Source organism: Pelomonas sp. V22, assembly GCF_030014915.1.
In the GTDB taxonomy this organism is placed as follows: Bacteria; Pseudomonadota; Gammaproteobacteria; order Burkholderiales; family Burkholderiaceae_C; genus JAUASW01.
Window position 1 is genome coordinate 1,833,073 of record NZ_JAGIXS010000001.1, and the last position, 20,255, is coordinate 1,853,327.

16 protein-coding genes and 1 pseudogene are annotated in these 20,255 nt (G+C 67.0%); 10 read left to right on the top strand and 7 right to left on the bottom strand.

Annotation, left to right across the window (positions count from 1 at the left end; all coding sequences use genetic code 11):
* Nucleotides 1-65: 65 nt before the first annotated feature.
* A complete protein-coding gene (locus J7U46_RS08310; RefSeq protein ID WP_282824626.1) occupies nt 66-302 on the top strand; it encodes a hypothetical protein in 237 nt (78 codons plus the stop codon).
* 101 nt (nt 303-403) lie between these two features.
* Here the strand turns inward: J7U46_RS08310 and J7U46_RS08315 are convergent, their stop codons facing one another.
* Nucleotides 404-964, bottom strand: a complete 561-nt coding sequence (locus J7U46_RS08315; protein ID WP_282824628.1) for a thymidine kinase — start codon at nt 962-964, stop codon at nt 404-406.
* A 233-nt stretch (nt 965-1,197) separates the two neighbouring features.
* Between J7U46_RS08315 and J7U46_RS08320 the strand changes: the two genes are divergently transcribed.
* Nucleotides 1,198-1,443: a hypothetical protein gene (locus J7U46_RS08320; protein ID WP_282824629.1), complete on the top strand. Its 246-nt coding sequence runs from the start codon at nt 1,198-1,200 to the stop codon at nt 1,441-1,443.
* 62 nt (nt 1,444-1,505) lie between these two features.
* On the opposite strand, the gene J7U46_RS08325 is transcribed toward J7U46_RS08320, so the two are convergent.
* A complete protein-coding gene (locus J7U46_RS08325; protein WP_282824631.1) occupies nt 1,506-2,552 on the bottom strand; it encodes an ornithine cyclodeaminase in 1,047 nt (348 codons plus the stop codon).
* A 140-nt stretch (nt 2,553-2,692) separates the two neighbouring features.
* Here J7U46_RS08325 and J7U46_RS08330 point away from each other — a divergent pair, with 140 nt between their 5' ends.
* The 3 genes from J7U46_RS08330 to J7U46_RS08340 all read left to right on the top strand — a co-directional run bounded on the left by J7U46_RS08330 (nt 2,693) and on the right by J7U46_RS08340 (nt 7,630).
* Nucleotides 2,693-3,124 (top strand): Lrp/AsnC family transcriptional regulator, encoded by a 432-nt coding sequence (locus tag J7U46_RS08330; protein ID WP_282824633.1) that lies wholly within the window; start codon nt 2,693-2,695, stop codon nt 3,122-3,124.
* An 88-nt stretch (nt 3,125-3,212) separates the two neighbouring features.
* The gene (locus J7U46_RS08335; RefSeq protein ID WP_282824635.1) at nt 3,213-5,258 is read left to right on the top strand and encodes a glycoside hydrolase family 97 protein; all 2,046 of its coding nucleotides are present in this window, start codon (nt 3,213-3,215) and stop codon (nt 5,256-5,258) included.
* Nucleotides 5,255-7,630: an amylo-alpha-1,6-glucosidase gene (locus J7U46_RS08340; protein WP_282824637.1), complete on the top strand. Its 2,376-nt coding sequence runs from the start codon at nt 5,255-5,257 to the stop codon at nt 7,628-7,630. Before J7U46_RS08335 ends, J7U46_RS08340 begins: the two co-directional genes overlap by 4 nt.
* Nucleotides 7,631-7,652: 22 nt before the next feature.
* Here the strand turns inward: J7U46_RS08340 and J7U46_RS08345 are convergent, their stop codons facing one another.
* Nucleotides 7,653-8,414: an SDR family oxidoreductase gene (locus J7U46_RS08345; RefSeq protein ID WP_282824639.1), complete on the bottom strand. Its 762-nt coding sequence runs from the start codon at nt 8,412-8,414 to the stop codon at nt 7,653-7,655.
* 131 nt (nt 8,415-8,545) lie between these two features.
* Between J7U46_RS08345 and J7U46_RS08350 the strand changes: the two genes are divergently transcribed.
* Nucleotides 8,546-9,454: a LysR family transcriptional regulator gene (locus tag J7U46_RS08350; protein WP_282824641.1), complete on the top strand. Its 909-nt coding sequence runs from the start codon at nt 8,546-8,548 to the stop codon at nt 9,452-9,454.
* Here the strand turns inward: J7U46_RS08350 and J7U46_RS08355 are convergent.
* Nucleotides 9,405-9,806: a MerR family transcriptional regulator gene (locus tag J7U46_RS08355; protein ID WP_282824643.1), complete on the bottom strand. Its 402-nt coding sequence runs from the start codon at nt 9,804-9,806 to the stop codon at nt 9,405-9,407. The two genes, J7U46_RS08350 and J7U46_RS08355, sit on opposite strands and share 50 nt — an antisense overlap.
* Nucleotides 9,807-9,896: 90 nt before the next feature.
* Here J7U46_RS08355 and J7U46_RS08360 point away from each other — a divergent pair, with 90 nt between their 5' ends.
* Entirely contained in the window at nt 9,897-10,304 is a 408-nt protein-coding gene (locus J7U46_RS08360) for a hypothetical protein (RefSeq protein WP_282824644.1), read from the top strand.
* Between the two features lie 18 nt (nt 10,305-10,322).
* On the opposite strand, the gene J7U46_RS08365 is transcribed toward J7U46_RS08360, so the two are convergent.
* Nucleotides 10,323-10,943, bottom strand: coding sequence for a TetR/AcrR family transcriptional regulator (locus J7U46_RS08365; RefSeq protein WP_282824647.1), 621 nt, complete (start codon nt 10,941-10,943; stop codon nt 10,323-10,325).
* A gap of 295 nt (nt 10,944-11,238) precedes the next feature.
* Here J7U46_RS08365 and J7U46_RS08370 point away from each other — a divergent pair.
* From J7U46_RS08370 to J7U46_RS08380, 3 genes and pseudogenes are all read left to right on the top strand, one after another.
* Nucleotides 11,239-12,470, top strand: a pseudogene (locus tag J7U46_RS08370) (efflux RND transporter periplasmic adaptor subunit).
* A 20-nt stretch (nt 12,471-12,490) separates the two neighbouring features.
* Nucleotides 12,491-15,751 carry an efflux RND transporter permease subunit gene (locus tag J7U46_RS08375; protein ID WP_282824648.1) on the top strand — a complete coding sequence of 1,087 codons (3,261 nt, stop codon included), beginning with the start codon at nt 12,491-12,493 and terminating at the stop codon, nt 15,749-15,751.
* A gap of 25 nt (nt 15,752-15,776) precedes the next feature.
* A complete protein-coding gene (locus tag J7U46_RS08380; RefSeq protein ID WP_282824650.1) occupies nt 15,777-17,156 on the top strand; it encodes an efflux transporter outer membrane subunit in 1,380 nt (459 codons plus the stop codon).
* A gap of 23 nt (nt 17,157-17,179) precedes the next feature.
* Here the strand turns inward: J7U46_RS08380 and J7U46_RS08385 are convergent, their stop codons facing one another.
* Together J7U46_RS08385 and J7U46_RS08390 are read right to left on the bottom strand one after the other, a co-directional pair.
* On the bottom strand, nt 17,180-17,557 hold the full coding sequence (locus J7U46_RS08385) for a cupin domain-containing protein (protein WP_282824651.1): 378 nt from the start codon (nt 17,555-17,557) through the stop codon (nt 17,180-17,182).
* 11 nt (nt 17,558-17,568) lie between these two features.
* Nucleotides 17,569-20,220 (bottom strand): TonB-dependent receptor, encoded by a 2,652-nt coding sequence (locus J7U46_RS08390; RefSeq protein ID WP_282824652.1) that lies wholly within the window; start codon nt 20,218-20,220, stop codon nt 17,569-17,571.
* Between the last annotated feature and the right edge of the window lie 35 nt (nt 20,221-20,255).

Sequence of the window (20,255 nt, forward strand, 5' to 3'; positions counted from 1 at the left end):
CATGGTGGAAAATACGGGTCTGGCGCTTTGCGCCGAATTCCCACAACACTAGACCCAGGACCAGCGTGGCCAAGGACAGTACCAAGACGACCATCGAAGCGGATGGTCTGCGCTATCGCTCGAAAGCACCCGGCTCGCCGTTCGCGGCGACCTCCTCGTTCGGCGCAGCAACCATGTCGTGTTTCCTGTGCGGCAAGCACCGCCCACGCGCCATGCTCAAGTCCAAGAAGCTGCTGGGCAAGTCGCAGCCGGTGTGCTCGCCGTCCTGCAAGGAACTTGACGCGCAACTGAGCGCCAAATAGTGAGCCCCTCGGCCGCGAGTACGCGGCCGATCCCCCGAGGGGATGCAACTCGTTCTTGGGGCGGCCCGGCGAACGAGTTGCCCACTCCGAGCAGCGCCCAATCAGCTCTGTCGAAAGCAGCGCCCGCAAACCGATCGGTAGCGGGCGTTGCCGCCAATCTCGACCTGCGCGCCCTCCGTCACCTTGCGGTTGCTGGCATCCACGCGCATGTTCATCGTGGCCTTGCGACCGCAGTCGCAGATCGTCTTCATCTCGTCCATCTCATCGGCCAGCGCCAAGAGCGTGGCCGAGCCCTCGAACAACTCGCCCTGGAAGTCGGTGCGCAGGCCATAGCAGATGGCCGGCGTGTTGGCGATGTGAGCCAGCTCATGCAGCGCCCAGACCTGGGCCTTGGTGAGGAACTGCGCCTCGTCGATCAGGAAACAGGCCACGCCCGGCTGGCTGGCGTGCAGCGCCAGGAAGTCGGTGCGCTTGTCGAAGACCTCGGCCTCGCGCTTGGGGCCCAGGCGCGAGGTGATGAAGCCCACGCCGTATCGATCATCCACGCCTGACGTGAAGAGCCGCACCCGGTGACCGCGCTCTTCGTAGTTGTGGGCCACCTGCAGCAGCGCGGTCGACTTGCCCGCATTCATCGCGGCATAGCGGAAATACAGTTTGGCCATAACAAACAGCTGGGACGGGCGCGGTTGGGTTGAAAAGCCGCGATTGTGCCGTCAGCCCGTCATTTGGCTCGGTGCGCATGCCGCACAAGCACCCAGGACAAACCCGCGACATCGGGCAAGCGAGCAGACGCCTGTCACAACTCGCCGCCTACTATTGACTGGATGACGAGGGATTGAATGCGTCTGGCCCGTTGCCCACAAGGCACGGATCCTTGGAAGCCCTGAGCACAACAATGAGCAAAGACACCTACACCAGCGTGAGCAACGACGGTCTGCGTTACGAGTCCAAACTCGGCGGCTCGCCGTTCCTCGGCAGCGGCCACACGCGCTCCTGCTTCAAGTGCGGCAAGCACCGCCCGCCCAGCTCGCTGCAGAGCAAGCGCATCCTGGGCCGCACCGAAGTCGTCTGCAAGCCGAGCTGCGTAAAGCCCAAGCAGGAAAGCCAGGCCCCGGTAGCCGAAGCGCCGGTCGAGGCCTGATCGCCCGCCAGAAAGCAAAAAGCCGCGACCGAGGTCGCGGCTTTCTTGTATCGGTGCCTTGATCAGGCCACGCGGCGCAACTGGGTGCGCCCGCCCCGCGTCAGCCGGAACAGATCCTTGGGATCGTCTTCGGCCGGCGGCACCAGGGCCACGTCCTCGCCAATATTGCGGGCCAGGGCCAGGCGGTGCACGTAGCTGAGGGCCGAGAAGTCCTCAAGCGCAAAACCCACGGAGTCGAACACCGTCACCTGCTCGGCGCTCTCGCGCCCAGTAGCAGCACCGGTCAGCACCCGCCACAGTTCGGTCACCGGATGGTCGGCCGGCAGTTGCTGGATGTCCCCCTCGATGCGGGTCTGCGGTTCGAACTCCACGAAGACCTTGCCAGCGCGCAGCACGTCGGCATGCAGCTCGGTCTTGCCCGGGCAGTCGCCGCCGACGCCGTTGATGTGCATGCCCGGCTCGATCATGTCGGGCGTGATGATGGTGGCCAGGGTCTTGTCGGCCGTCACCGTGGTCACGATGTCGGCGCCGCGCACCGCCTCGGCCGTCGATTCGCAGCGGATCAGGCGCAGGCCCGGGATGCCGGCCAGGTTGCGCATCAGCTTGTCAGTGGCGCGCGGGTCCACGTCGAACAGACGGATCTCGGAAATGCCCAGCTGGCTGTGGAAGGCCAGGGCCTGAAACTCGCTTTGCGCGCCATTGCCGATCAGGGCCATCACGCGGGAATCGGGCCGCGCCAGTGCCTTGGCGGCCATGGCCGAGGTGGCGGCCGTCCGCAGCGCGGTGGTCAGCGTCAGCTCGCACAGCAGCTCGGGATAGCCGGTGGCCACATCGGCCAGCACGCCGAAGGCCATCACGGTATACATGCCACGGGCGGTATTGCTCGGGTGGCCATTGACGTACTTGAAGGCGTAGCGGCGGCTGTCGGCCACCGGCATCAGCTCGATCACACCGACATCTGAATGGCTGGCCACGCGCGGGGCCTTGTCAAACTCGCCCCAGCGGGCAAAGTCACTGCGAAGGGTGTCGGCCAGTTCGGCCATGAAGGTGGTGACGCCCACGTCCTGAACCAGGCGGGACAGGGCGGGCACATCGATGAAGCGGGTCATAGCGGAGTCTCCTTTTGCGGGTGCCTCGCCGCTGCGTGCACCTCAAGCTCGATTCTGGAGAGCCGCTCAGCCAACAAATAGCCAGAAACCTGTCAAATCCAACAGCTAAACTGATCATATTGCCATGCGGAGCTAGCACTATGACTGGTTTGGACGATGTGGACCGGGAGCTGATCGGCCTGCTGCGCGACGACGCCCGCATGCCGGTCTCGGCCCTGGCGAAGAAGCTGAAGGTGGCGCGCGGCACGGTGCAGAACCGCATGGCACGCCTGGAGCGCGAGGGCGTGATCGTGGGCTACTCGGTGCGGCTCAAACCCCAGGCCGAGGGCCAGCGCATTCGCGCACTGACCACGGTGGCGGTGGAGGGCAACCAAGCCAGCGAGGTGCTGCGCTCATTGCGCGGCCATCCCAATGTGTTCGCCCTGCACACCACGAATGGTCGCTGGGACCTGGTGGCCGAGCTGCGCGCCGACACGCTGGAAGACTTCGACCGCGTGCTCTCCAGCATCCGCCTGATCGAGGGCATTGCCCAGACCGAGACCAGCCTGCTGCTGTCCACCCACAAGCTGTAACCCGGCTGTTCCTCGCTCGCGGGTTAGACCGCATCGGTCTTCGTTAAGGTGGCGTTAATAATTCGCCGCAAACGACAGGAGACGCTGCATGCTGAAGCCCGCCTTTGCTCATTTCTCGGCCCTTTGCCTTTCCCTGCTGATGGGCAGCGCCTGGGCGGCGCCGGCCGCCGAATTGAGCTCGCCCGATGGCCGGCTGCGCCTGCAGATCGAGCTGGATGGCGAGGGCCATGCGAGCTATTCGGTGCAGCGCCAGGGCCAGCTCGTCATCAGCCCCTCGCGCCTCGGCTTCCTGCTGAGCGACGCGCCCAAGCTCGACCGCAATTTCGCCCTCACCGCAAGCAGCAAGCGCAGCTTTGACGAGCGCTGGGAGCAGCCCTGGGGCGAGCAGCGCTTCATCCGCAACCACTACAACGAGCTGCAGGCCACGCTGACCGAAACCAGCGGCCTGAAGCGCAGCCTCGAGCTGGTGCTGCGCGCCTATGACGACGGTGTGGCCCTGCGCTACCGCTTCCCCGACCAGCCCGCGCTCAAGACCATCAGCATCGGCGAGGAACTGACCGAGTTCAACATCGCCTCACCCGGCACGGCCTGGTGGAACACCGCCTTCGAGTGGAATCGCGAGGAGTACCTCTACAAGCGCACGCCGATCAAGGAGGTGGGCCTCGCGCAGACACCGATGACGCTGCGCACCAACAAGGGCCTGCACCTCAGCATCCACGAGGCCGCGCTGGTGGACTACGCCGGCATGAACCTCGCGCGCGTCGAGGACCGCCGTTTCAAGGCGATGCTCACGCCCGGCAGCGGCGGCTTGCCCAAGGTGGTTCGCGCCGCGCCCTTCGCCACGCCCTGGCGCATGATCACCATCACCGAGACGGCCGCGCAACTGGCCGAGTCGCGCCTGATGCTCAACCTGAACGAGCCCAACCAGCTCGGCGACGTCAGCTGGTTCAAGCCGATGAAGTACGTGGGCATCTGGTGGGAGATGCACCAGAACCTTTCCACCTGGGGCAGCGGCGACAAACACGGCGCCACCACGGCCAACGCCCTCAAGCACATCGACTTCGCGGCCAAGCACGGCTTTGGTGGCGTGCTGATCGAGGGCTGGAACCAGGGCTGGGACGGCGACTGGGTCGCCAATGGCGACAAGTTCAGTTTCACCCAGCCCTATCCCGATTTCGACCTCGAGCGCATCACCGCTTATGCCAAGTCCAAGGGCGTGCAGCTGATCGGCCACCACGAGACCAGCGCTCACGCCGCCAACTACGAAAGCCAGCTGGACGAGGCGCTGGACCTTTATGCGCGCCTCGGTGTGGGCGCGGTCAAGACTGGCTATGTCAACGATGCTGCCCAGGCCCGCGTGCCCGGCACCGACGGCGTGGTGCGCTTCGGTTGGCACGAGGGCCAGGACATGGTGCGCCACCACCTGAAGGTGGTGCGGGCAGCGGCCCAGCGCCACATCGCCGTTAATCCGCATGAGCCGGTCAAGGACACAGGCCTGCGCCGCACCTATCCGAACTGGATCTCGCGCGAGGGCGCACGCGGTCAGGAGTACAACGCCTGGGGCAATCCCGGCAACCCGCCGGAGCACGAGGCCAACCTGGTGTTCACGCGCCTGCTGTCGTCGCCCATGGACTTCACGCCCGGCATCTTCGGCATGAAGACCCAGCAGCCTGCCGGCGTGGCCACCACCTGGGCCAAGCAGCTGGCGCTCTACGTGGTGATCTACAGCCCGATCCAGATGGCGGCCGACCTGCTCGCCAACTACGAAGCCAATCCGGGGCCCTTCCAATTCATCAAGGACGTGCCGACCGACTGGAGCGAGACCCGCGTGCTGAACGGCGAGGTCGGCGACTACGTGACCATCGCCCGCAAGGGCCGCAATAGCGAAGACTGGTTCCTCGGCGCCATCACCGACGAGCAGGCCCGCACGCTCACGATCAAGCTCGACTTCCTGACGCCGGGCCAGCGCTACCGCGCCCATATCTACCGCGATGGCGCCAAGGCCAACTACACGACGGCGCGCGAAGACATCGTGATCGAGCAACGCGAGGTGAGGCCGGGCACCAGCTTGCAACTGCGCCTCGCACCCGGCGGCGGCCAGGCGATCCGCTTCGAACACCTGGGGGCGCGATGAAGCGAGCGCTGTTTGCTGCGGTCTTGTTGACCTGCTTCGGCGCACAAGCCGGCGGCGCGAGGCCGGAAGTCGACGCCTTGTTTGCCCAGATGGGCCTGACAGTGAAAGCCGGCGAGACGCGCCATTTCGTCGTTGCCGACCGCGTGGACGGCTACTTCGATGGCCGCACCGCCAGCTACGGCCAGGGCGAGGGCTATCTGATCGGCCAGCAGCGCCTGTTCAAGGACCACGCGAGCTTTGTCGACGGTCACTTGCTGGACCGCCGCAGCAAGCAGGCCCGCGAGACGGTGCAGCCCTATGGTCGAGAGCTGCAGCTGGGTGCCAGCCATGAGCGCTTCGTGCTGCATGCGGGCAGCCGGCGGCTGTCGATTCAAGTGAGCACGGCAAAGGTCGCGCGCCTGAGCATACAACCGATGTGGGCGGACGGTGCCGTCCAATTCCGTCGAGAAGGCGAGCAACTGCTCGCGACCCTGCCCGGCAGCACGCTGGTCGCCGCGATCAGCGCCGATCAGCCATTTGAGACCACCGGCGCGGGCATACCGCTCCTGCAAGCGCGCAGCAAGACCCGCCGCTTCACCGTCCACATCGCCTTCGCCACCGATGCCGCCACCGCCCTGGCCGAGGCCCGCGCCATGGCCGGCTCCGATGCCGTGATCGCCCAAAGCCGCAACGACCTGCACGAACGCCTGACCCGCAGCTGGATCACCAGCTCGGATGCCCACTACGACCGCGCCTTGCTCTGGGCCAAAGCCTCGGCGCTGGGCTTTCTCGTCGACGAGTACGGCCGCGGGCTGTGGGCCGGCCTGCCCTGGTTCCGCGAGAACTGGGGCCGCGACACCTTCATCGCCCTGCCCGGCACCTTGCTCGTGACCGGCCATTTCAAGGAAGCGCGCGAGGTGCTCGAGAACTTTGCGCGCTACCAGAACCTGCAGGCACCGAAGGACTCCGGCAGCGACGATCCGGTCAGCGGCGCGCGCGCCAGCGACTACGGCCGCATCCCCAACCGCGTGCGCGGCGACGAGAAGATCTACAACACCGTGGATGGCACGCCCTGGATGCTGCGCGAAGGCCTGGAGTACGTGCGCTACAGCGGCGACACCGGCTTTGCGGAGCGCATGCTGAAGCTGGCAGGGCCCTACATCGAAGGTGCCTTGAAGCACTCAATCGATGCCGACGGCTTGCTGCGTCACGACGACGCCGACACCTGGATGGACGCCCGCATCGAAGGCCAACAGCCTTGGTCGGCCCGCGGGCCGCGGGCGGTGGAGATCCAGGTGCTGTGGTTCACCGCGCTGGAAGCGGCCGCCGAGCTGGCCAGGCATGCGGGGCAGAACGAGCAGGCCGCCGCCTGGCAGGCCCATGCCGAGCGCGCACGGGCCAGCTTCTTGCGCCTGTTCTGGGACGGCCAGCAAATGGCCGACCGGCTGCGCCTGGATGGCAGCCGCGATCTGAAGCTGCGACCCAACCAGCTGATGCTGGTCTCGGTGCCGCTGGATCCGTTCAAGCCCTTCGTCCCGCCCGAGGTCGAGGCGCGGGTGCTGCGCAATGCCGTCTCAAGCCTGCTCTTCCCCTATGGCATCGCCTCGCTGGACCCGGCCAGCGAATACTTCCATCCTCACCATGTGAACGACGCCCACCATCACAAGGACGCGGCTTATCACAACGGCACCATCTGGGGCTGGAACGCCGGCTTCACCGTCACGGCGCTTGCCAAGTACGGCCAGCAGGACCTGGCCTGGCGACTGAGCCAGAACCTCGGCGAGCAAATCCTCGGCCGCAACCTCGCCGGCACGCTGGGGACGATGAGCGAACTGCTTGACGCCCTGCCCGGCAAGGACGGCAGGTCCGTGCCCTCGGGCACCTTCGCGCAGTCCTGGAGCGTGGCCGAGTTCGCACGCAATGCCTACCAGGACTACCTGGGCTTCCGGCCCGACCTCTTGCGCGGCGAGCTGCACTTCACGCCTGCGCTGCCCACCGCATGGAAGCAGTTCGATGCGCTCTTGCCTTTTGGCGAGGGCAGCTCGCTGCAAGTACAGGGCCGCCGCAAGGCGGGCAAGACCTGGCACTGGACACTCAGGCTGAAGGGCACGAGCCAGCCGCAGCGACTGGTCTTCGAGACCCTGGATGCGACGCAGGCTCGTCAACGCAGCGAGCTCACGCTGGAGCCCGACCATGCTGCGCAGCTGGTGATCAGCGCAGATCAAATGCAGCTGAACGGCAAGGTCTTGCCACGACAGGTCGTGATGCCCTCGCAGCAAGCCTTTCTGAAGGATCTGGGCTTTGCGAAGCCGCCAGCGGCCGCCACCCGGTTCCCGATGATGCGTGGCAAGGACCAACTCAAGGAACTGATCCTGCGCGGCCAATTCCGCTAAAGCCGCTGAAGCCGCTGAAGCTTCAGAGGAACATGCCGCCCGAGGCCTCGATGCGCTGGGCATTGATCCAGCGGCCAGCCGGCGCCAGCAGCGAGGCGATGACCGGGCCGATGTCGTCGGGCAGGCCCACGCGGCCCAGGGCCGTCTGGCCGGCAATGAACTGGTTGACCTCGGCCACATCGCGCACCACGCCGCCGCCGAAGTCGGTCTCGATGGCGCCCGGCGCCACCACATTGGCCGCGATGCCGCGCGGGCCCAGCTCCTTGGCCAGGTAGCGCGTCAGCACCTCGATGCCACCCTTCATCGCTGCGTAGGCGCCATAGCCCGGCAGCGCGAAGCGAGTCAGGCCGGACGAGAGATTGACGATGCGGCCGCCGTCATTCATCAGCGGCAAGAGCGCCTGGGTCAGGAAGAACGGACCCTTCAGGTGCACGCGCATCAGCTCGTCGAACTGGGCCGGCGTGGTCTCGGCAATCGACTGATGCGCGCCGACGCCGGCGTTGTTGACCAGGAAGTCGAAGCGCTCGACGCCCCAGACTTCTTTCAGCTGCTGACTCACTTCGGCGGCGAAGGCCGGGAACGAGTCGCTGTCACCCACCTCCAGCGGAAGGATGACGGCGCGTCGGCCGAGCTTCTGCACCTCGGCCAGCAGGCTCTCGGCGTCCTGGCGCTGGCTGCGGTAGGTGAGGATCAGGTCAACACCCTGGGCGGCGAGTTGCAGGGCGGTGTTGCGGCCAAGGCCACGGCTGGCACCGGTGATGAGGGCGATCTGGGGACGGGACATGGTGAGACTCCTTGCAGGCGCTGCCCGGGATGGGCTGCGATGGAATGAAGTCTATTGAGCGATCCAAACGAGATAAATCATCCACTGCCGCTTAGACTGTTCACAAATTTCCACCAATAGCGGGAGCAAGCATGAACCCCTTCCAGGCCATGCAGGCCTTTGTGCGGGTGGCCGAGCTGGGTAGCTTCACCCAGGCGGCCGAGCAGCTGGGCCTGCCCAAGGCGGCCGTCTCCACCGCCGTGCGCCAGCTGGAAGCGCAGTTCGGCACCCGGCTGCTGCACCGCACGACGCGCCGCGTCCAACTCACGCAGGACGGCCAGCTGGTGCTGCTGCGCTGCCAGGACCTGCTGGCCGACTACGACGAGTTGCAAGGCCTGTTCCAGACCGGCGAGGCCCAGCTGAAGGGGCGCTTGCGCGTCGACATGCCACTGGGCGTGGCCCGCCACGTGGTGATGCCGGCCCTGCCCGAATTCCTGCAGGCCCATCCGCAGCTGGAGATCGAGCTCAGCAGCACGGACCGGCGCGTGGACCTGGTGCGCGAGGGTTTCGACTGCGTGCTGCGCGTCGGGCCTCTGAGCGACTCCAGCCTGGTGGCCCGGCCGCTGGGCCAGTACCGCATGGCAACAGTGGCCAGCCCGGCCTACCTGGCCACCCGTGGTAGGCCCGAGACGCTGGACGACCTGGCCCGGCACCGGCTGATCCACTACGCGCTCACGCTGGGCACGCGGCCAGCGGGCTTCGAATACCAGGATGCCGATGGCGAGATGCGCTTTGTGCCCATGGCCGGCGCGCTGACGGTCAACAACTCGGAGTCCTACCTGTCGGCCTGCCTGGCCGGCCTCGGCCTGATCCAGGTGCCCGAGCCGGCACTGCGGCCCTTGATTGCCAGCGGCCAGTTGGTCGAGGTGCTGCCACAGTGGCGCGCCGCACCCATGCCCGTCACCCTGCTTTACGCCCACCGGCGCCAGCAGCCCCGGCGGGTGCAGGTCTTCATGAACTGGCTGGATGGGCTGATGCAGCGCTATATGGCGCCGGCCTGAGCGGGCAGTCGGCCATGGCGGGTTCGGCGAGGCGCTCGGCCAGTTCGCCGCGCAGGACGCTCAGCGCGGCGATGCGCTGATCCAGTTCGGCCAGCTTGCGCCGCAAGGCCTCGCGCAAGGCCGGCGCTGCGGCATCGCCTTCGGCCAGCAGCGGCAGGTCGGCCTCAATCTCGGCCAGGCTGAAGCCGAGGCTCTGCGCCGTGCGCAGGTAGCGCAGCCATTGCAGCGCCTCGGGCGCGTAGTCGCGATAGCCGTTGTCATTGCGGCGCGGGCGCAAGAGGCCGCGCTTCTCGTAAAAGCGCAGGGTGTCGCGGCTGAGGCCGCTTTGTTCGGCCAGTTCTCCGATCTTCATGGGGCGCCTGCTCTGGATGAAAGTGCTTGACCTTGGAGCATGCTCCAGGCCTGAGTATCGCGGCCCCGATGTCCACCTTGAGTACTCAGCATGCCGCGATTCACGCCCCGCCAGTTCAGCCGCCTCGTCTTCGCCAGCGCGCTCTACGACCTTGTGGTCACTGCCCCGTTTGCCACACCCTGGAGCTTTGCGCTGGTGCAGGGGCAGCTCTCGGCGATCAATAGCGCGCTGGGCGGACAGGCCCTACCGCTGTTCTTGCCCTTCCACACCTTGATGGCCGGCCTGTTGGGCAGCATCGTCGTCGTGTGGTCGCTCTTGCGTCTGCGCGCGCCGGAGCAACGCTTTGGTCGCTATGACGCGCTGGGTCGCCTGATGTTCAGCCTGTGGATGCTGTGGGCCTGGCAGGCCACGCAGGCGCCGGTGCTGTGGCTGTTCCTGCTGCCGGAAATGGCCTGGGCGGCGCTGCAGCTGGCGCCGGTCAAAGCGGCGGAACGCTGAGCCGCCTTCAACCTGGCTTCAGCGTGCCGGCCAGGCGCGCATGGCGGCAGCGGCGGTGGCCAGCAGGCTTTCGCGGCTGGCGCCGTCGGCGGCCTGGATCGACATGCCACGAAACACGGTGGCATAGAAATTGGCCAAGGCCTCGGCGTCGACATCGGCCGGCAGCTCGCCCTGCTTGATCCCGCATTCGATGCGGCAGCGCACGCCCTCATCGCTGGCTGCGCGGCGTTTGGCCAGGGCGGCCTGGATGTGCGCTGAAGCCACCGAGCAGTTGGTGGCCGCCATGGTCACCATGCAGCCGGGCGGGTGGCAGGGGCGGGTCAGCTCTTCGGCGGCCTCTTCAAGGCAGCGCTTGATGGCCAGATAGGCGGTGGGTTCTTCTTCCAGCGCACGCGGGTAGCCGCCGCCGGGGCCGGTGGCATAGCGCTCGATGGCTTCCAGGAACAAACGCTCCTTGTCGCCGAAGGCCGTGTAGAGGCTGGGCGCCGTGATGCCCATGGCCGTGGTGAGCTCGCTGATGGAGGCGGCCTCGTAGCCGCGCTGCCAGAACACATGCATGGCCTGCTCCAGCGCCTGGTCCCGGTCAAAGGACAAAGGCCGGCCTCGCGGCTTGGCGGGCTTGGGTTCCTTGATTTCCATAGCGATCAATAATAAATTGCTTGACGCCCAAAAACAAGGCGACTACATTCCAGCCCATCAACCGTAGCGGTCGTTACGGATATCAATGAGGCACCCATCATGCCACGCATTGTCACCTTTGCCCGAATCCCCTCTTTCGGGCTTTGTTGCTGATCTCACGCTGAGCCGCGCGGACTGAAGTTCCGGTCCACGCCATCCAAAAACCCATCGTCCGTTCGCCGAGGCACCCAGCCTCGGTGAGGCCGCTGCATTGCGTTCTTCCTTCTTGTTTCCTCGAACCGCCCAGGAGCCGTCCATGTCTTCGTCGAACCCCTTCCCGTCCTCTCCACAACAACAGCAATCCAAGCGCCACCTGTGGCTGGCCGGCACCAGCGCCACCGCGCTGACCGCCGTGCTCGCCATCTCGGCGGCCTTTTCGGCCTGAACCCGGCGGAAGCTGATGCGCCGCCGGCCGCGCCGCCGGCCACACCGGTCTCGGTGGCCGCCGTGCAATCCTCCGACATCGCCACCTGGGACGAGTTCTCCGGCCGCCTCGAAGCGGTGGAACGCGTGGAGCTGCGCCCCCGCGTGGCCGGCACCGTGCAGGCCGTGCACTTCCGCGAGGGCGCGCTGGTGCGCCAGGGCGATCTCCTGATCACCATCGACCCGGCACCCTTCGCCGCCGATGTGGAACGCGCCGAAGCGCAAGTGGCCGCCGCCAAGGCCCGCGCGCTCTACACCGGCAGCGAAGCCGCCCGCGCCAAGGCGCTCCTGGCCGAACAGGCCATCGCCCAGCGCGAGTTCGACGAGCGCAGCAACGCCCAGCGCGAGGCCGACGCCAATCTGCGCGCCGCGCAAGCCGGCCTGCAGGCGGCCAAGCTGAACCTCAGCTACACCCAGCTGCGCGCGCCGGTGTCGGGCCGCGTCGGCAAGCTGGAGATCACCGTCGGCAACCAGGTCGCCGCCGGCCCCAGCGCGCCGCTGCTGACCACCCTGGTGTCGGTGAGCCCGATCTACGCGAGCTTCGACGCTGACGAACAAGTCATCGCCCGCGCGCTGACCCAGCGCAACCGCCTGGAACGCATCCCCGTGCAGATGGGCACCATGGGCCAGGACGGCACGCCGCTGGAAGGCCGGCTGCAGTTGATCGACAACCAGGTCAATGCCCGGAGCGGCACGGTGCGCGTGCGCGCCCAGTTCGACAACAAGGACGGCAGCCTGATGCCGGGCCAGTTCGCACGGCTGCGCATGGGCGAGGCGAGCAAGCGCGCCGCCCTCTTGATCAACGAACGCGCCGTGGGCACGGACCAGAGCAAGCGCTTCGTCATCGTCGTCGGTGAAGGCAACAAGGCCGAGTACCGCGAAGTGAAGCTGGGTGCCTCGGTGAACGGCCTGCGCGTCGTGACCGAAGGCCTGAAGGCGCAGGAACGCATCGTTGTCAACGGCCTGCAGCGCGTGCGACCCGGCTCCCTGCTGGCGCCCGCCAACGTGGCCATGGATGCCAAGCCTGAAGTCCAGGCCAAGGCGGCCGCCGCCACCAAGGGCTGAAACCAGAAACGCTCATCACCATGAACCTGTCCAAATTCTTCATCGACCGGCCGATCTTTGCCGGCGTGATCTCGGTGCTGATGCTGCTGGCCGGCCTGATCGCCGTGCGCGGCCTGCCGATCTCCGAGTATCCCGAGGTCGTGCCGCCCTCCGTGGTGGTCCGCGCCCAGTACCCGGGCGCCAACCCGAAGGTGATCGCCGAAACCGTGGCCACGCCACTGGAAGAGGCGCTCAACGGCGTGGAAGGCATGCTCTACATGGGCAGCCAGGCCACGACCGATGGCCTGATGACGCTCACCGTCACCTTCAAGCTGGGCACCGACCCCGACAAGGCGCAGCAGCTGGTGCAGAACCGCGTCTCGCAGGCCGAGCCGCGTCTGCCCGAGGAAGTGAAGCGCCTCGGTGTGACCACGATCAAGAGCTCGCCCGACCTGACCATGGTTGTGCACTTGCTCTCGCCCACCGGTCGCTACGACATGACCTACCTGCGCAATTACGCGCTCCTGAATGTCAAGGACCGGCTGGCGCGTTTGCAGGGCGTTGGCGATGTGCAGCTGTTCGGCTCGGGCGACTACGCGATGCGCGTATGGCTCGATCCGCAGAAGGTGGCGCAGCATGGCCTCTCGGCCGGTGATGTGGTCGCGGCGATCCGCAGCCAGAACATCCAGGCCGCCGCCGGCGTGGTCGGCGCTTCGCCGGGCCTGGCGGGCGTGGACACGCAGCTGTCCATCAACGCACAAGGCCGCCTGCAGAACGAAGAAGAGTTCGGCGACATCATCGTCAAGACCGAGAACGGCGGCGCCATCACGCGGCTGCGCGACCTCGGCCGCATCGAGCTCGGTGCCTCCGGCTATGCCCTGCGCTCCTTGCTCGACAACAAGGATGCCGTGGCCGTGCCGATCTTTGCGGCCCCGGGCTCCAACGCGATCCAGATCTCCGACCAGGTGCGCGCCACCATGGCCGAGATCCAGAAGGCCATGCCCGAAGGCGTGGAGTACTCGATCGTCTACGACCCCACGCAGTTCGTGCGCGCCTCCATCGAGTCGGTGGTGCACACGCTGCTGGAAGCCGTGGCCCTCGTGGTGCTGGTCGTGATCCTGTTCCTGCAGACCTGGCGCGCCTCCATCATTCCGCTGCTGGCCGTGCCGGTGTCGGTCGTGGGCACCTTTGCGGTGATGCATCTGTTCGGCTTCTCGATCAATGCGCTGAGCCTCTTCGGCCTGGTGCTGGCCATCGGCATCGTGGTGGACGACGCCATCGTGGTGGTGGAGAACGTGGAGCGAAACATCGAAGCAGGCTTGACGCCGCGCGAGGCCACCTACCGCGCGATGCGCGAGGTCTCGGGCCCCATCATCGCCATCGCCCTGGTGCTGGTGGCCGTGTTCGTGCCGCTGGCCTTCATCAGCGGCCTCACGGGCCAGTTCTACCGCCAGTTCGCGCTGACGATTGCGATCTCGACGGTGATCTCGGCGATCAACTCGCTGACTTTGTCGCCCGCACTCGCAGCCCTGCTGCTGAAGGGCCACGATGCACCGAAGGACGCGCTGACGCGCGGCATGGACAAAGTGCTGGGTGGCTTCTTCCGGGGCTTCAACCGCGTGTTCAAGCGCGGCTCGGTGGCCTATGGCACGGGCGTGCAGCGCGCCATCGGCCGCAAGACCGCCATGCTCATCCTCTACGCCGGCCTCGCCCTGCTGACCGTGGGCCTGTTCAAGGCCGTGCCCGGCGGCTTCGTGCCGGCGCAGGACAAGCAGTACCTGATCGGCTTCGCCCAACTGCCTGACGGCGCCACGCTGGACCGCACCGAAGACGTGATCCGCCGCATGAGCGACATCACCCTGAAGACGCCGGGCGTCGAGCACGCCATCGCCTTCCCGGGCCTGTCGATCAACGGCTTCACCAACAGCTCCAACTCCGGCATCGTCTTCGTGTCGCTCAAGCCCTTCGAGGAGCGCAAGGGCAAGGGCCTGTCGGCCGGCGAGATCGCGGGCGCGATGAACGCCCAGTTCGGCTCCATCCAGGAAGCCTTCGTCGTGATGTTCCCGCCGCCACCGGTGCAGGGCCTCGGCACCACCGGCGGCTTCAAGCTGCAGCTGGAAGACCGCGGCGGCCTCGGCTACGAGGCGCTCGACCAGGCGACCAAGGCCTTCATGGCCAAGGCCTACCAGACCAAGGAACTGGCGGGCATGTTCTCGAGCTACCAGGTCAACGTGCCGCAGCTCTATGCCGACATCGACCGCAGCAAGGCCCGCCAGCTGGGCGTGGCGGTGACGGACGTGTTCGACACCATGCAGATCTACCTCGGCAGCCTGTACGTCAACGACTTCAACAAGTTCGGTCGGACCTACTCGGTGCGCGTGCAGGCCGATGCGGCCTACCGCGCGCGGGCTGAAGACGTGGGTCAGCTGAAGGTGCGCTCCGCGAGCGGCGAGATGGTGCCTTTGTCGGCGCTGATGAAGGTCGAGCCTTCGGTGGGCCCCGAGCGTGCGATGCGCTACAACGGCTTCCTGTCGGCCGACATCAACGGCGGCCCGGCCCCGGGCTTCAGCTCGGGCCAGGCGCAGGACGCGATCAAGCGCATCGCCGCCGAAACCCTGCCGCCCGGCATCAGCTATGAGTGGACCGAGCTGACCTACCAGGAGATCCTGGCCGGCAACTCCGCCGTCTGGGTGTTCCCGCTGGCCATCCTGTTGGTGTTCCTGGTGCTGGCCGCGCAGTACGAAAGTCTGACGCTGCCGCTGGCCATCTTGCTGATCGTGCCCATGGGCCTGCTCGCGGCGATGACCGGTGTTTGGCTGACCAAGGGCGACAACAACGTCTTCACCCAGATCGGGTTGATGGTGCTGGTGGGGCTGAGCGCGAAGAACGCGATCCTGATCGTGGAGTTCGCCCGTGAGCTGGAGTTCGCCGGCCGCAAGCCCTTGGAAGCGGCGATTGAAGCGGCCCGCCTGCGCCTGCGCCCCATCCTGATGACCTCGATGGCCTTCGTGATGGGCGTGCTGCCCCTGGTGCTGGCCACCGGCGCCGGCGCCGAGATGCGTTCGGCCATGGGCGTCGCTGTGTTCGCCGGAATGATCGGCGTGACGGCCTTCGGCCTCTTCCTCACGCCGGTGTTCTATGTGCTTCTGCGCCAGCTCACCGGCAACCGGCCGCTGAAGCTGCATGGCGAGGAAGCGCACCTCGAAGCCTTTGCCGGCAGCGACGAAATCCACGCCAGCCTGCAAGGCCATGGTGGCGACGCGCGCCCGCTGCCTGCCGCTCCGCGCCATACCCTCGAATAAAAAAGTGAACAAGAAGGAGCCCCTCATGTTCAAGACTCAAGTCCTGACGCCGCTGGTCGCCGCCCTGCTGCTGGCCGGCTGCGCCAGTGTGGCCACCACCGAGCCGCATGCGCTGCCCGCCGTGCCTGCGGCCTACAAGACCTCGCTGGCCATCGGCACGACGGCAGCGCCGCAAACGGAATGGTGGAAAAGCTTCGCCGATCCGCAGCTCGATGCGCTGACCGAGCGCGCCCTGGCCCACAACACCAGCATCCAGCAGGCTGCAGCACGACTGGCGCAGGCCCGCGCCTTCCTGCGCAATGCCAACGCCGACCGCCTGCCGCAAGTGGGCGCCAGTGTGGGCGCCGGCCGCCAGGGCGGCGATGCGGCGCGGGCAGCCGGCAGCAGCGGCAATCTCTACACGGCGGGTGTGAACCTCTCGTACGAGGTCGATGTGATCGGCCGCCTGTCCAAGGCGAGCAGCGCGGCCTCGCTCGATGCGCAGTCGCACGGGTCACTGCTGCAGGCCACGCGCCTGCTGGTGCAGGCCGATGTGGCGCAGGCCTACTTCGCCCTGCGTGCGCTGGACGCCGAGCGCGCCCTGATGCGCGACACCGTGGCCGCCTATCTCGACACGCTGAAGCTGACCGAGAAGCGCCACGCCGCCGGCGATATCGCCGAGCTCGATGTGGTGCGCGTGCGCACCGAGGTGGCCGCCACGCAGTCGCAAGCGCTGGCGCTGGACCGCCGCCGTGCCGAGCTGGAGCATGGCCTCGCCTTGCTGGTGGGCGAGTTGCCCACGGGCCTGAGCCTCGCCGAGGCCGGCTGGGGTCAGACCTTGCCCATCGTGCCCGCCGGCGTTCCCAGCAGCATGCTGACGCGCCGCCCCGACGTGGCCGCCGCGCAGAGCAGCTTCAAGGCCGCGCAGGCGCGCCTCGGCATTGCGCAGACGGCCTGGTTCCCCAGCCTCGCGCTCACGGCGCAAGCAGGAGGCGCCTCGCCCGAGTTGTCCGACCTGTTCAAGCGCTCGGCCGGCCTGTGGGGCGTCAACGCGCTCTTAAACCTGCCGCTGTTCGACGGCGGCAAGCGCGAGGCCGGCGTGCAAAGCGCGGCCGCGCAGCTGGACGGCGCCGCAGCGAGCTACCGCGAGCAGGTGCTGGTGGCCTTCAAGGAGGTGGAAGACCAGCTCTCGGCCCTGCAACTGCTCGATGCGCAAGCCCAGGTGCAAGCCCAGGCCGTGGCCTCGGCCACGCGGGCGCTGCAGTTGTCGGACTCACGCTATCGCAACGGCCTGGTGAGCCAGCTGGAGCTGCTCGACGCACGTCGCAGCGAACTCGCCCTGCGCCGCCAGGCCTTGCAGGTCCGGGCGGCGCAGTACCAGGCCACGGTGGGCCTGATCAAGGCACTGGGCGGGGGCTGGAGCTGAGCAGCCCCATCCAGCCCCGAGCATCAGCCTTCGGCCTTGAAGCCGAAGGCCCGCTCGTGCACGTAGACCAGCTTGCAATCCTCCAGGTAACGCGCATCGTGGATGCGGCCGGCCGCCACATAGCCGGCCTCGCCGGCCTGCAGCTCCAGCGGCTCGCCATCGGGCGCGAGCTGGCCCGCCGCGTCGTGCTTGAAGAACTGCACGCGCATGCGGCCCTCCACCACCACGGTCATGTCGTTGCCGGGGTGGCTGTGCGGCGGCTCGCTGCTGCCGGCTTTCCAGCGCTCCAGCATGACCTCCACACCCTCCGGGTTGGCGGGCACGCTGGTGCGCACGGTGAAGCCCGGCGGCGTGCCGGGCGCGATCACGTGGTGATCCCAGATCGAGCTGTTGTGCGGCATCGTCTGTCTCCTTAGAAGCTGTAGGTGGCCGAGACCTGGGCATTGCGCCCCAGGATGGGCCGGGCGTAGTAGTAGTCGCTGCCGGCAGGCGCCTGCACGAAGCCCGAGCGCGGATTGCCCTCGGTCAGGCCAATCGTGTTGGTCAGGTTGCGCACGGCGGCATTGATCGTGATCTGCGGCGTGAGCTCGTAGCGCAGGCTCAGGTTGAGGGTCTTGTAGGCCGGCAGCTTCACCGAGTTGGACACATCGGCATAGCGCATGCCGATGTAGTGCCAGGCCAGGCTGAGCTCGGCCTTGTTGTCATCGAAGAAGACGCTGGGCGCGATGGTGTAGTTCACATTGGGCGTGCGCTCCGGCCGGTTGCCCGACCAGCCGGTGGCCTCCTTCATCAGTGCCTCCAGGTCGGTGCCCGAGCCGCGCAGCACCCGCAGGTTGTTGACGCTGAAGCGCGAGCGCTGCACCACGCCCGTGGTGTTGAGCTCGAACCACTTCAGCGGCCGCCAGCTCAGCTCGAACTCCAGGCCCTTGGCATTCACGCCCTGCAGCATCTCGATCTGGGCGTTGTCGACCTCGGCGCCATTGGGGTCGCCCTTGAAGTCGGCCTTGTACAGGGTCAGCGTGCCCGAGTAGCCCTTGCCCTGCATGCGCAGGCCCAGTTCGGCGAACTGGATCTTGGTCACCGGCAGGTCGCCGGTGGTCTGGTAGCTCTTGGCATAGCGGCCATAGACGGCGATGTGCTTGTTCACCAAGTAGTTGCCGCCAATCGTCCAGGACGGTTCGGTCCAGTGGTTGCGCACCATCTCGTACTGCCCGTTGGTCGGGTAGGCCCAGTAGTTGTTGGCGATGATGTTGTCCACGTCGCAGGCGGCGTCGCCGAGCTTCGCGCGGTCGCAGCCGGGCTTGAAAGCGCCGGGGATGGGCTCGTACTCGCCGTAGCCGCCGCGCCCTTGCAGGTAACGGTACTGCTCCACGCGCAGGCCGCCGTCTATGCGCAGCACCTCGCTCAGCTTGTACTCGTCGTTCAGGTAGACCGAGGTCGAGCGGTTGTGGCTGCGGTCATTGCCGTCGCCCCAGGTCGAGTGCTCACGCACGCCGTTCTCGGTGTAGCTGCCCACCACCTTGCCGGCCGGGTCCAGCGCCACCAGGTCCACGCGTCGCGCATGGTTGCGCACATCGGTCACAAAGCGAGCCGACACCGGGCTGCCGCCCTCGCCCAGCGAGTTGAACGTCAGCAGGCCCAGGCCCAGGTTGTTGCGCTCGGTGTTCCAGGTCAGGCGCATGTCGTTGACGAGCTCGCGGTTGACCTGCTTGTCGGCCTGCAGCACGTTGTCGGACAGCAGGCCATTGCCGTTCAGTGCATTGAGCTGGGCCGGTGTCGAGAGGATCTCGCCGGTCGAGACGATGCGGATCGCCGGTTTGCAGGCGCCGCCGCAGGCCGGGCCGAAGCGGTCCAGCATCTCCTGGATGTAGCCGAACTTGGCCGGGTCCAGCCGGTCCACGGCCGGGCGCAGGCTGTTGTTGCTGGACGAGAAGACCACGCTGGCCGTCACATCCGAATCGGTATAGCGCCCCTTGGACGAGAACTTCCATTCCGGCGACAGCGCCTTCTCGTAGCTGTAGCCGAGGGCGAAGGCCTTGTGGTCATAGCCATCGCGCGAGTCCACGGTCTGCATGTAGCTGCCGGGCACCAGCGAGGTCCGCACCGTCTGGATGCCGGAGTCCAGGCCGATCATGGTGCCGTAGTTCGCGTCCATGCCCGGCAGGCTGCGCGGCTTGTCCTTGCCGATCACCGGGATGGGCAGATAGAACATCGTGTGGTCGTGCATGCCCTTGAGGTTGATGCTCCACTCGCCACCATCGATCTTTCGGCCGATGTGGGCGCGCACCGTGCCCCCCTTGTTGCCGGTGAACTCGGGGTAGCGCACACCGTCGTCCACGCGGTAGTAGCCCGACATGCCGGCGAACCAGCCGTCGCCGAGGCCGCCGGCGTAGCGCAGGTCCACGCGGCGCTGGTTGTAGTCGGACGTGGTCAGCCGCACCGCGCCTTCCGGCTGGCCCTGGTTGCGGAAGGTGAGGAAGTTGATCGTGGCGCCCGCGCCATTGACGGTCAGGATGGCCGAGGTGCCGCCGCGCACCGCCTCCATGCGGTCAATGCCCAGCTCCGACTTGACCAGGCCATCGGCCGACCAGCTGGGGTAGTAGAAGATCGGCAGGCCGTCTTCCTGCAGCTGCACCCACCGCTGGTTGCCGCCGGACATGCCGCGCACCGAGTAGTTGTTGGACATCTCGCCGGCCGAGGCCTCGATGTACATGCCGGGCACCAGCTCCATGGCCTCGGCGGCCGAGTACGGCGCCTTGCGATCGAGCGCCTCGCGGTCGGCCACGGTGACGGCCACCGAGGACTCGCGCACCGTGCGAAGGCCGGTGCTGCCGGTCACCACCACGCGGTCCAACTGCTTGCCGGTCTCCTCCTTGGTGTCCTTCTTCTCGTCCTTCCTTTCGGCTGTCTTGTCGGCTGCCTTCGCGTCGGCGGTGCCGCTGGTCTGTGCCATTGCCGCGCTCAGGCCAAAGGGCAACAGGGCCGCCGCCAGGCAGGTGGCGCGCAGACTGAAACGATTCAATTTCCGGCCGCGCTGCGGCAGCTCTGCAGTCATCTTCTTCATGCTCTTGTCTCCGTGGTTGTAGGGAAGGCAAACGC

Excerpts from the sequence above, each read along its gene's own strand:
- J7U46_RS08330 (WP_282824633.1), top strand. The coding sequence starts at position 2,693 with ATGACTGGTTTGGACGATGTGGACCGGGAGCTGATCGGCCTGCTGCGC.
- J7U46_RS08380 (WP_282824650.1), top strand. The coding sequence starts at position 15,777 with ATGTTCAAGACTCAAGTCCTGACGCCGCTGGTCGCCGCCCTGCTGCTG.
- J7U46_RS08355 (WP_282824643.1), bottom strand. The coding sequence starts at position 9,806 with ATGAAGATCGGAGAACTGGCCGAACAAAGCGGCCTCAGCCGCGACACC.
- J7U46_RS08315 (WP_282824628.1), bottom strand. The coding sequence starts at position 964 with ATGGCCAAACTGTATTTCCGCTATGCCGCGATGAATGCGGGCAAGTCG.
- J7U46_RS08345 (WP_282824639.1), bottom strand. The coding sequence starts at position 8,414 with ATGTCCCGTCCCCAGATCGCCCTCATCACCGGTGCCAGCCGTGGCCTT.
- J7U46_RS08350 (WP_282824641.1), top strand. The coding sequence starts at position 8,546 with ATGAACCCCTTCCAGGCCATGCAGGCCTTTGTGCGGGTGGCCGAGCTG.
- J7U46_RS08375 (WP_282824648.1), top strand. The coding sequence starts at position 12,491 with ATGAACCTGTCCAAATTCTTCATCGACCGGCCGATCTTTGCCGGCGTG.
- J7U46_RS08390 (WP_282824652.1), bottom strand. The coding sequence starts at position 20,220 with ATGAAGAAGATGACTGCAGAGCTGCCGCAGCGCGGCCGGAAATTGAAT.
- J7U46_RS08360 (WP_282824644.1), top strand. The coding sequence starts at position 9,897 with ATGCCGCGATTCACGCCCCGCCAGTTCAGCCGCCTCGTCTTCGCCAGC.
- J7U46_RS08320 (WP_282824629.1), top strand. The coding sequence starts at position 1,198 with ATGAGCAAAGACACCTACACCAGCGTGAGCAACGACGGTCTGCGTTAC.
- J7U46_RS08385 (WP_282824651.1), bottom strand. The coding sequence starts at position 17,557 with ATGCCGCACAACAGCTCGATCTGGGATCACCACGTGATCGCGCCCGGC.
- J7U46_RS08365 (WP_282824647.1), bottom strand. The coding sequence starts at position 10,943 with ATGGAAATCAAGGAACCCAAGCCCGCCAAGCCGCGAGGCCGGCCTTTG.
- J7U46_RS08340 (WP_282824637.1), top strand. The coding sequence starts at position 5,255 with ATGAAGCGAGCGCTGTTTGCTGCGGTCTTGTTGACCTGCTTCGGCGCA.
- J7U46_RS08325 (WP_282824631.1), bottom strand. The coding sequence starts at position 2,552 with ATGACCCGCTTCATCGATGTGCCCGCCCTGTCCCGCCTGGTTCAGGAC.
- J7U46_RS08335 (WP_282824635.1), top strand. The coding sequence starts at position 3,213 with ATGCTGAAGCCCGCCTTTGCTCATTTCTCGGCCCTTTGCCTTTCCCTG.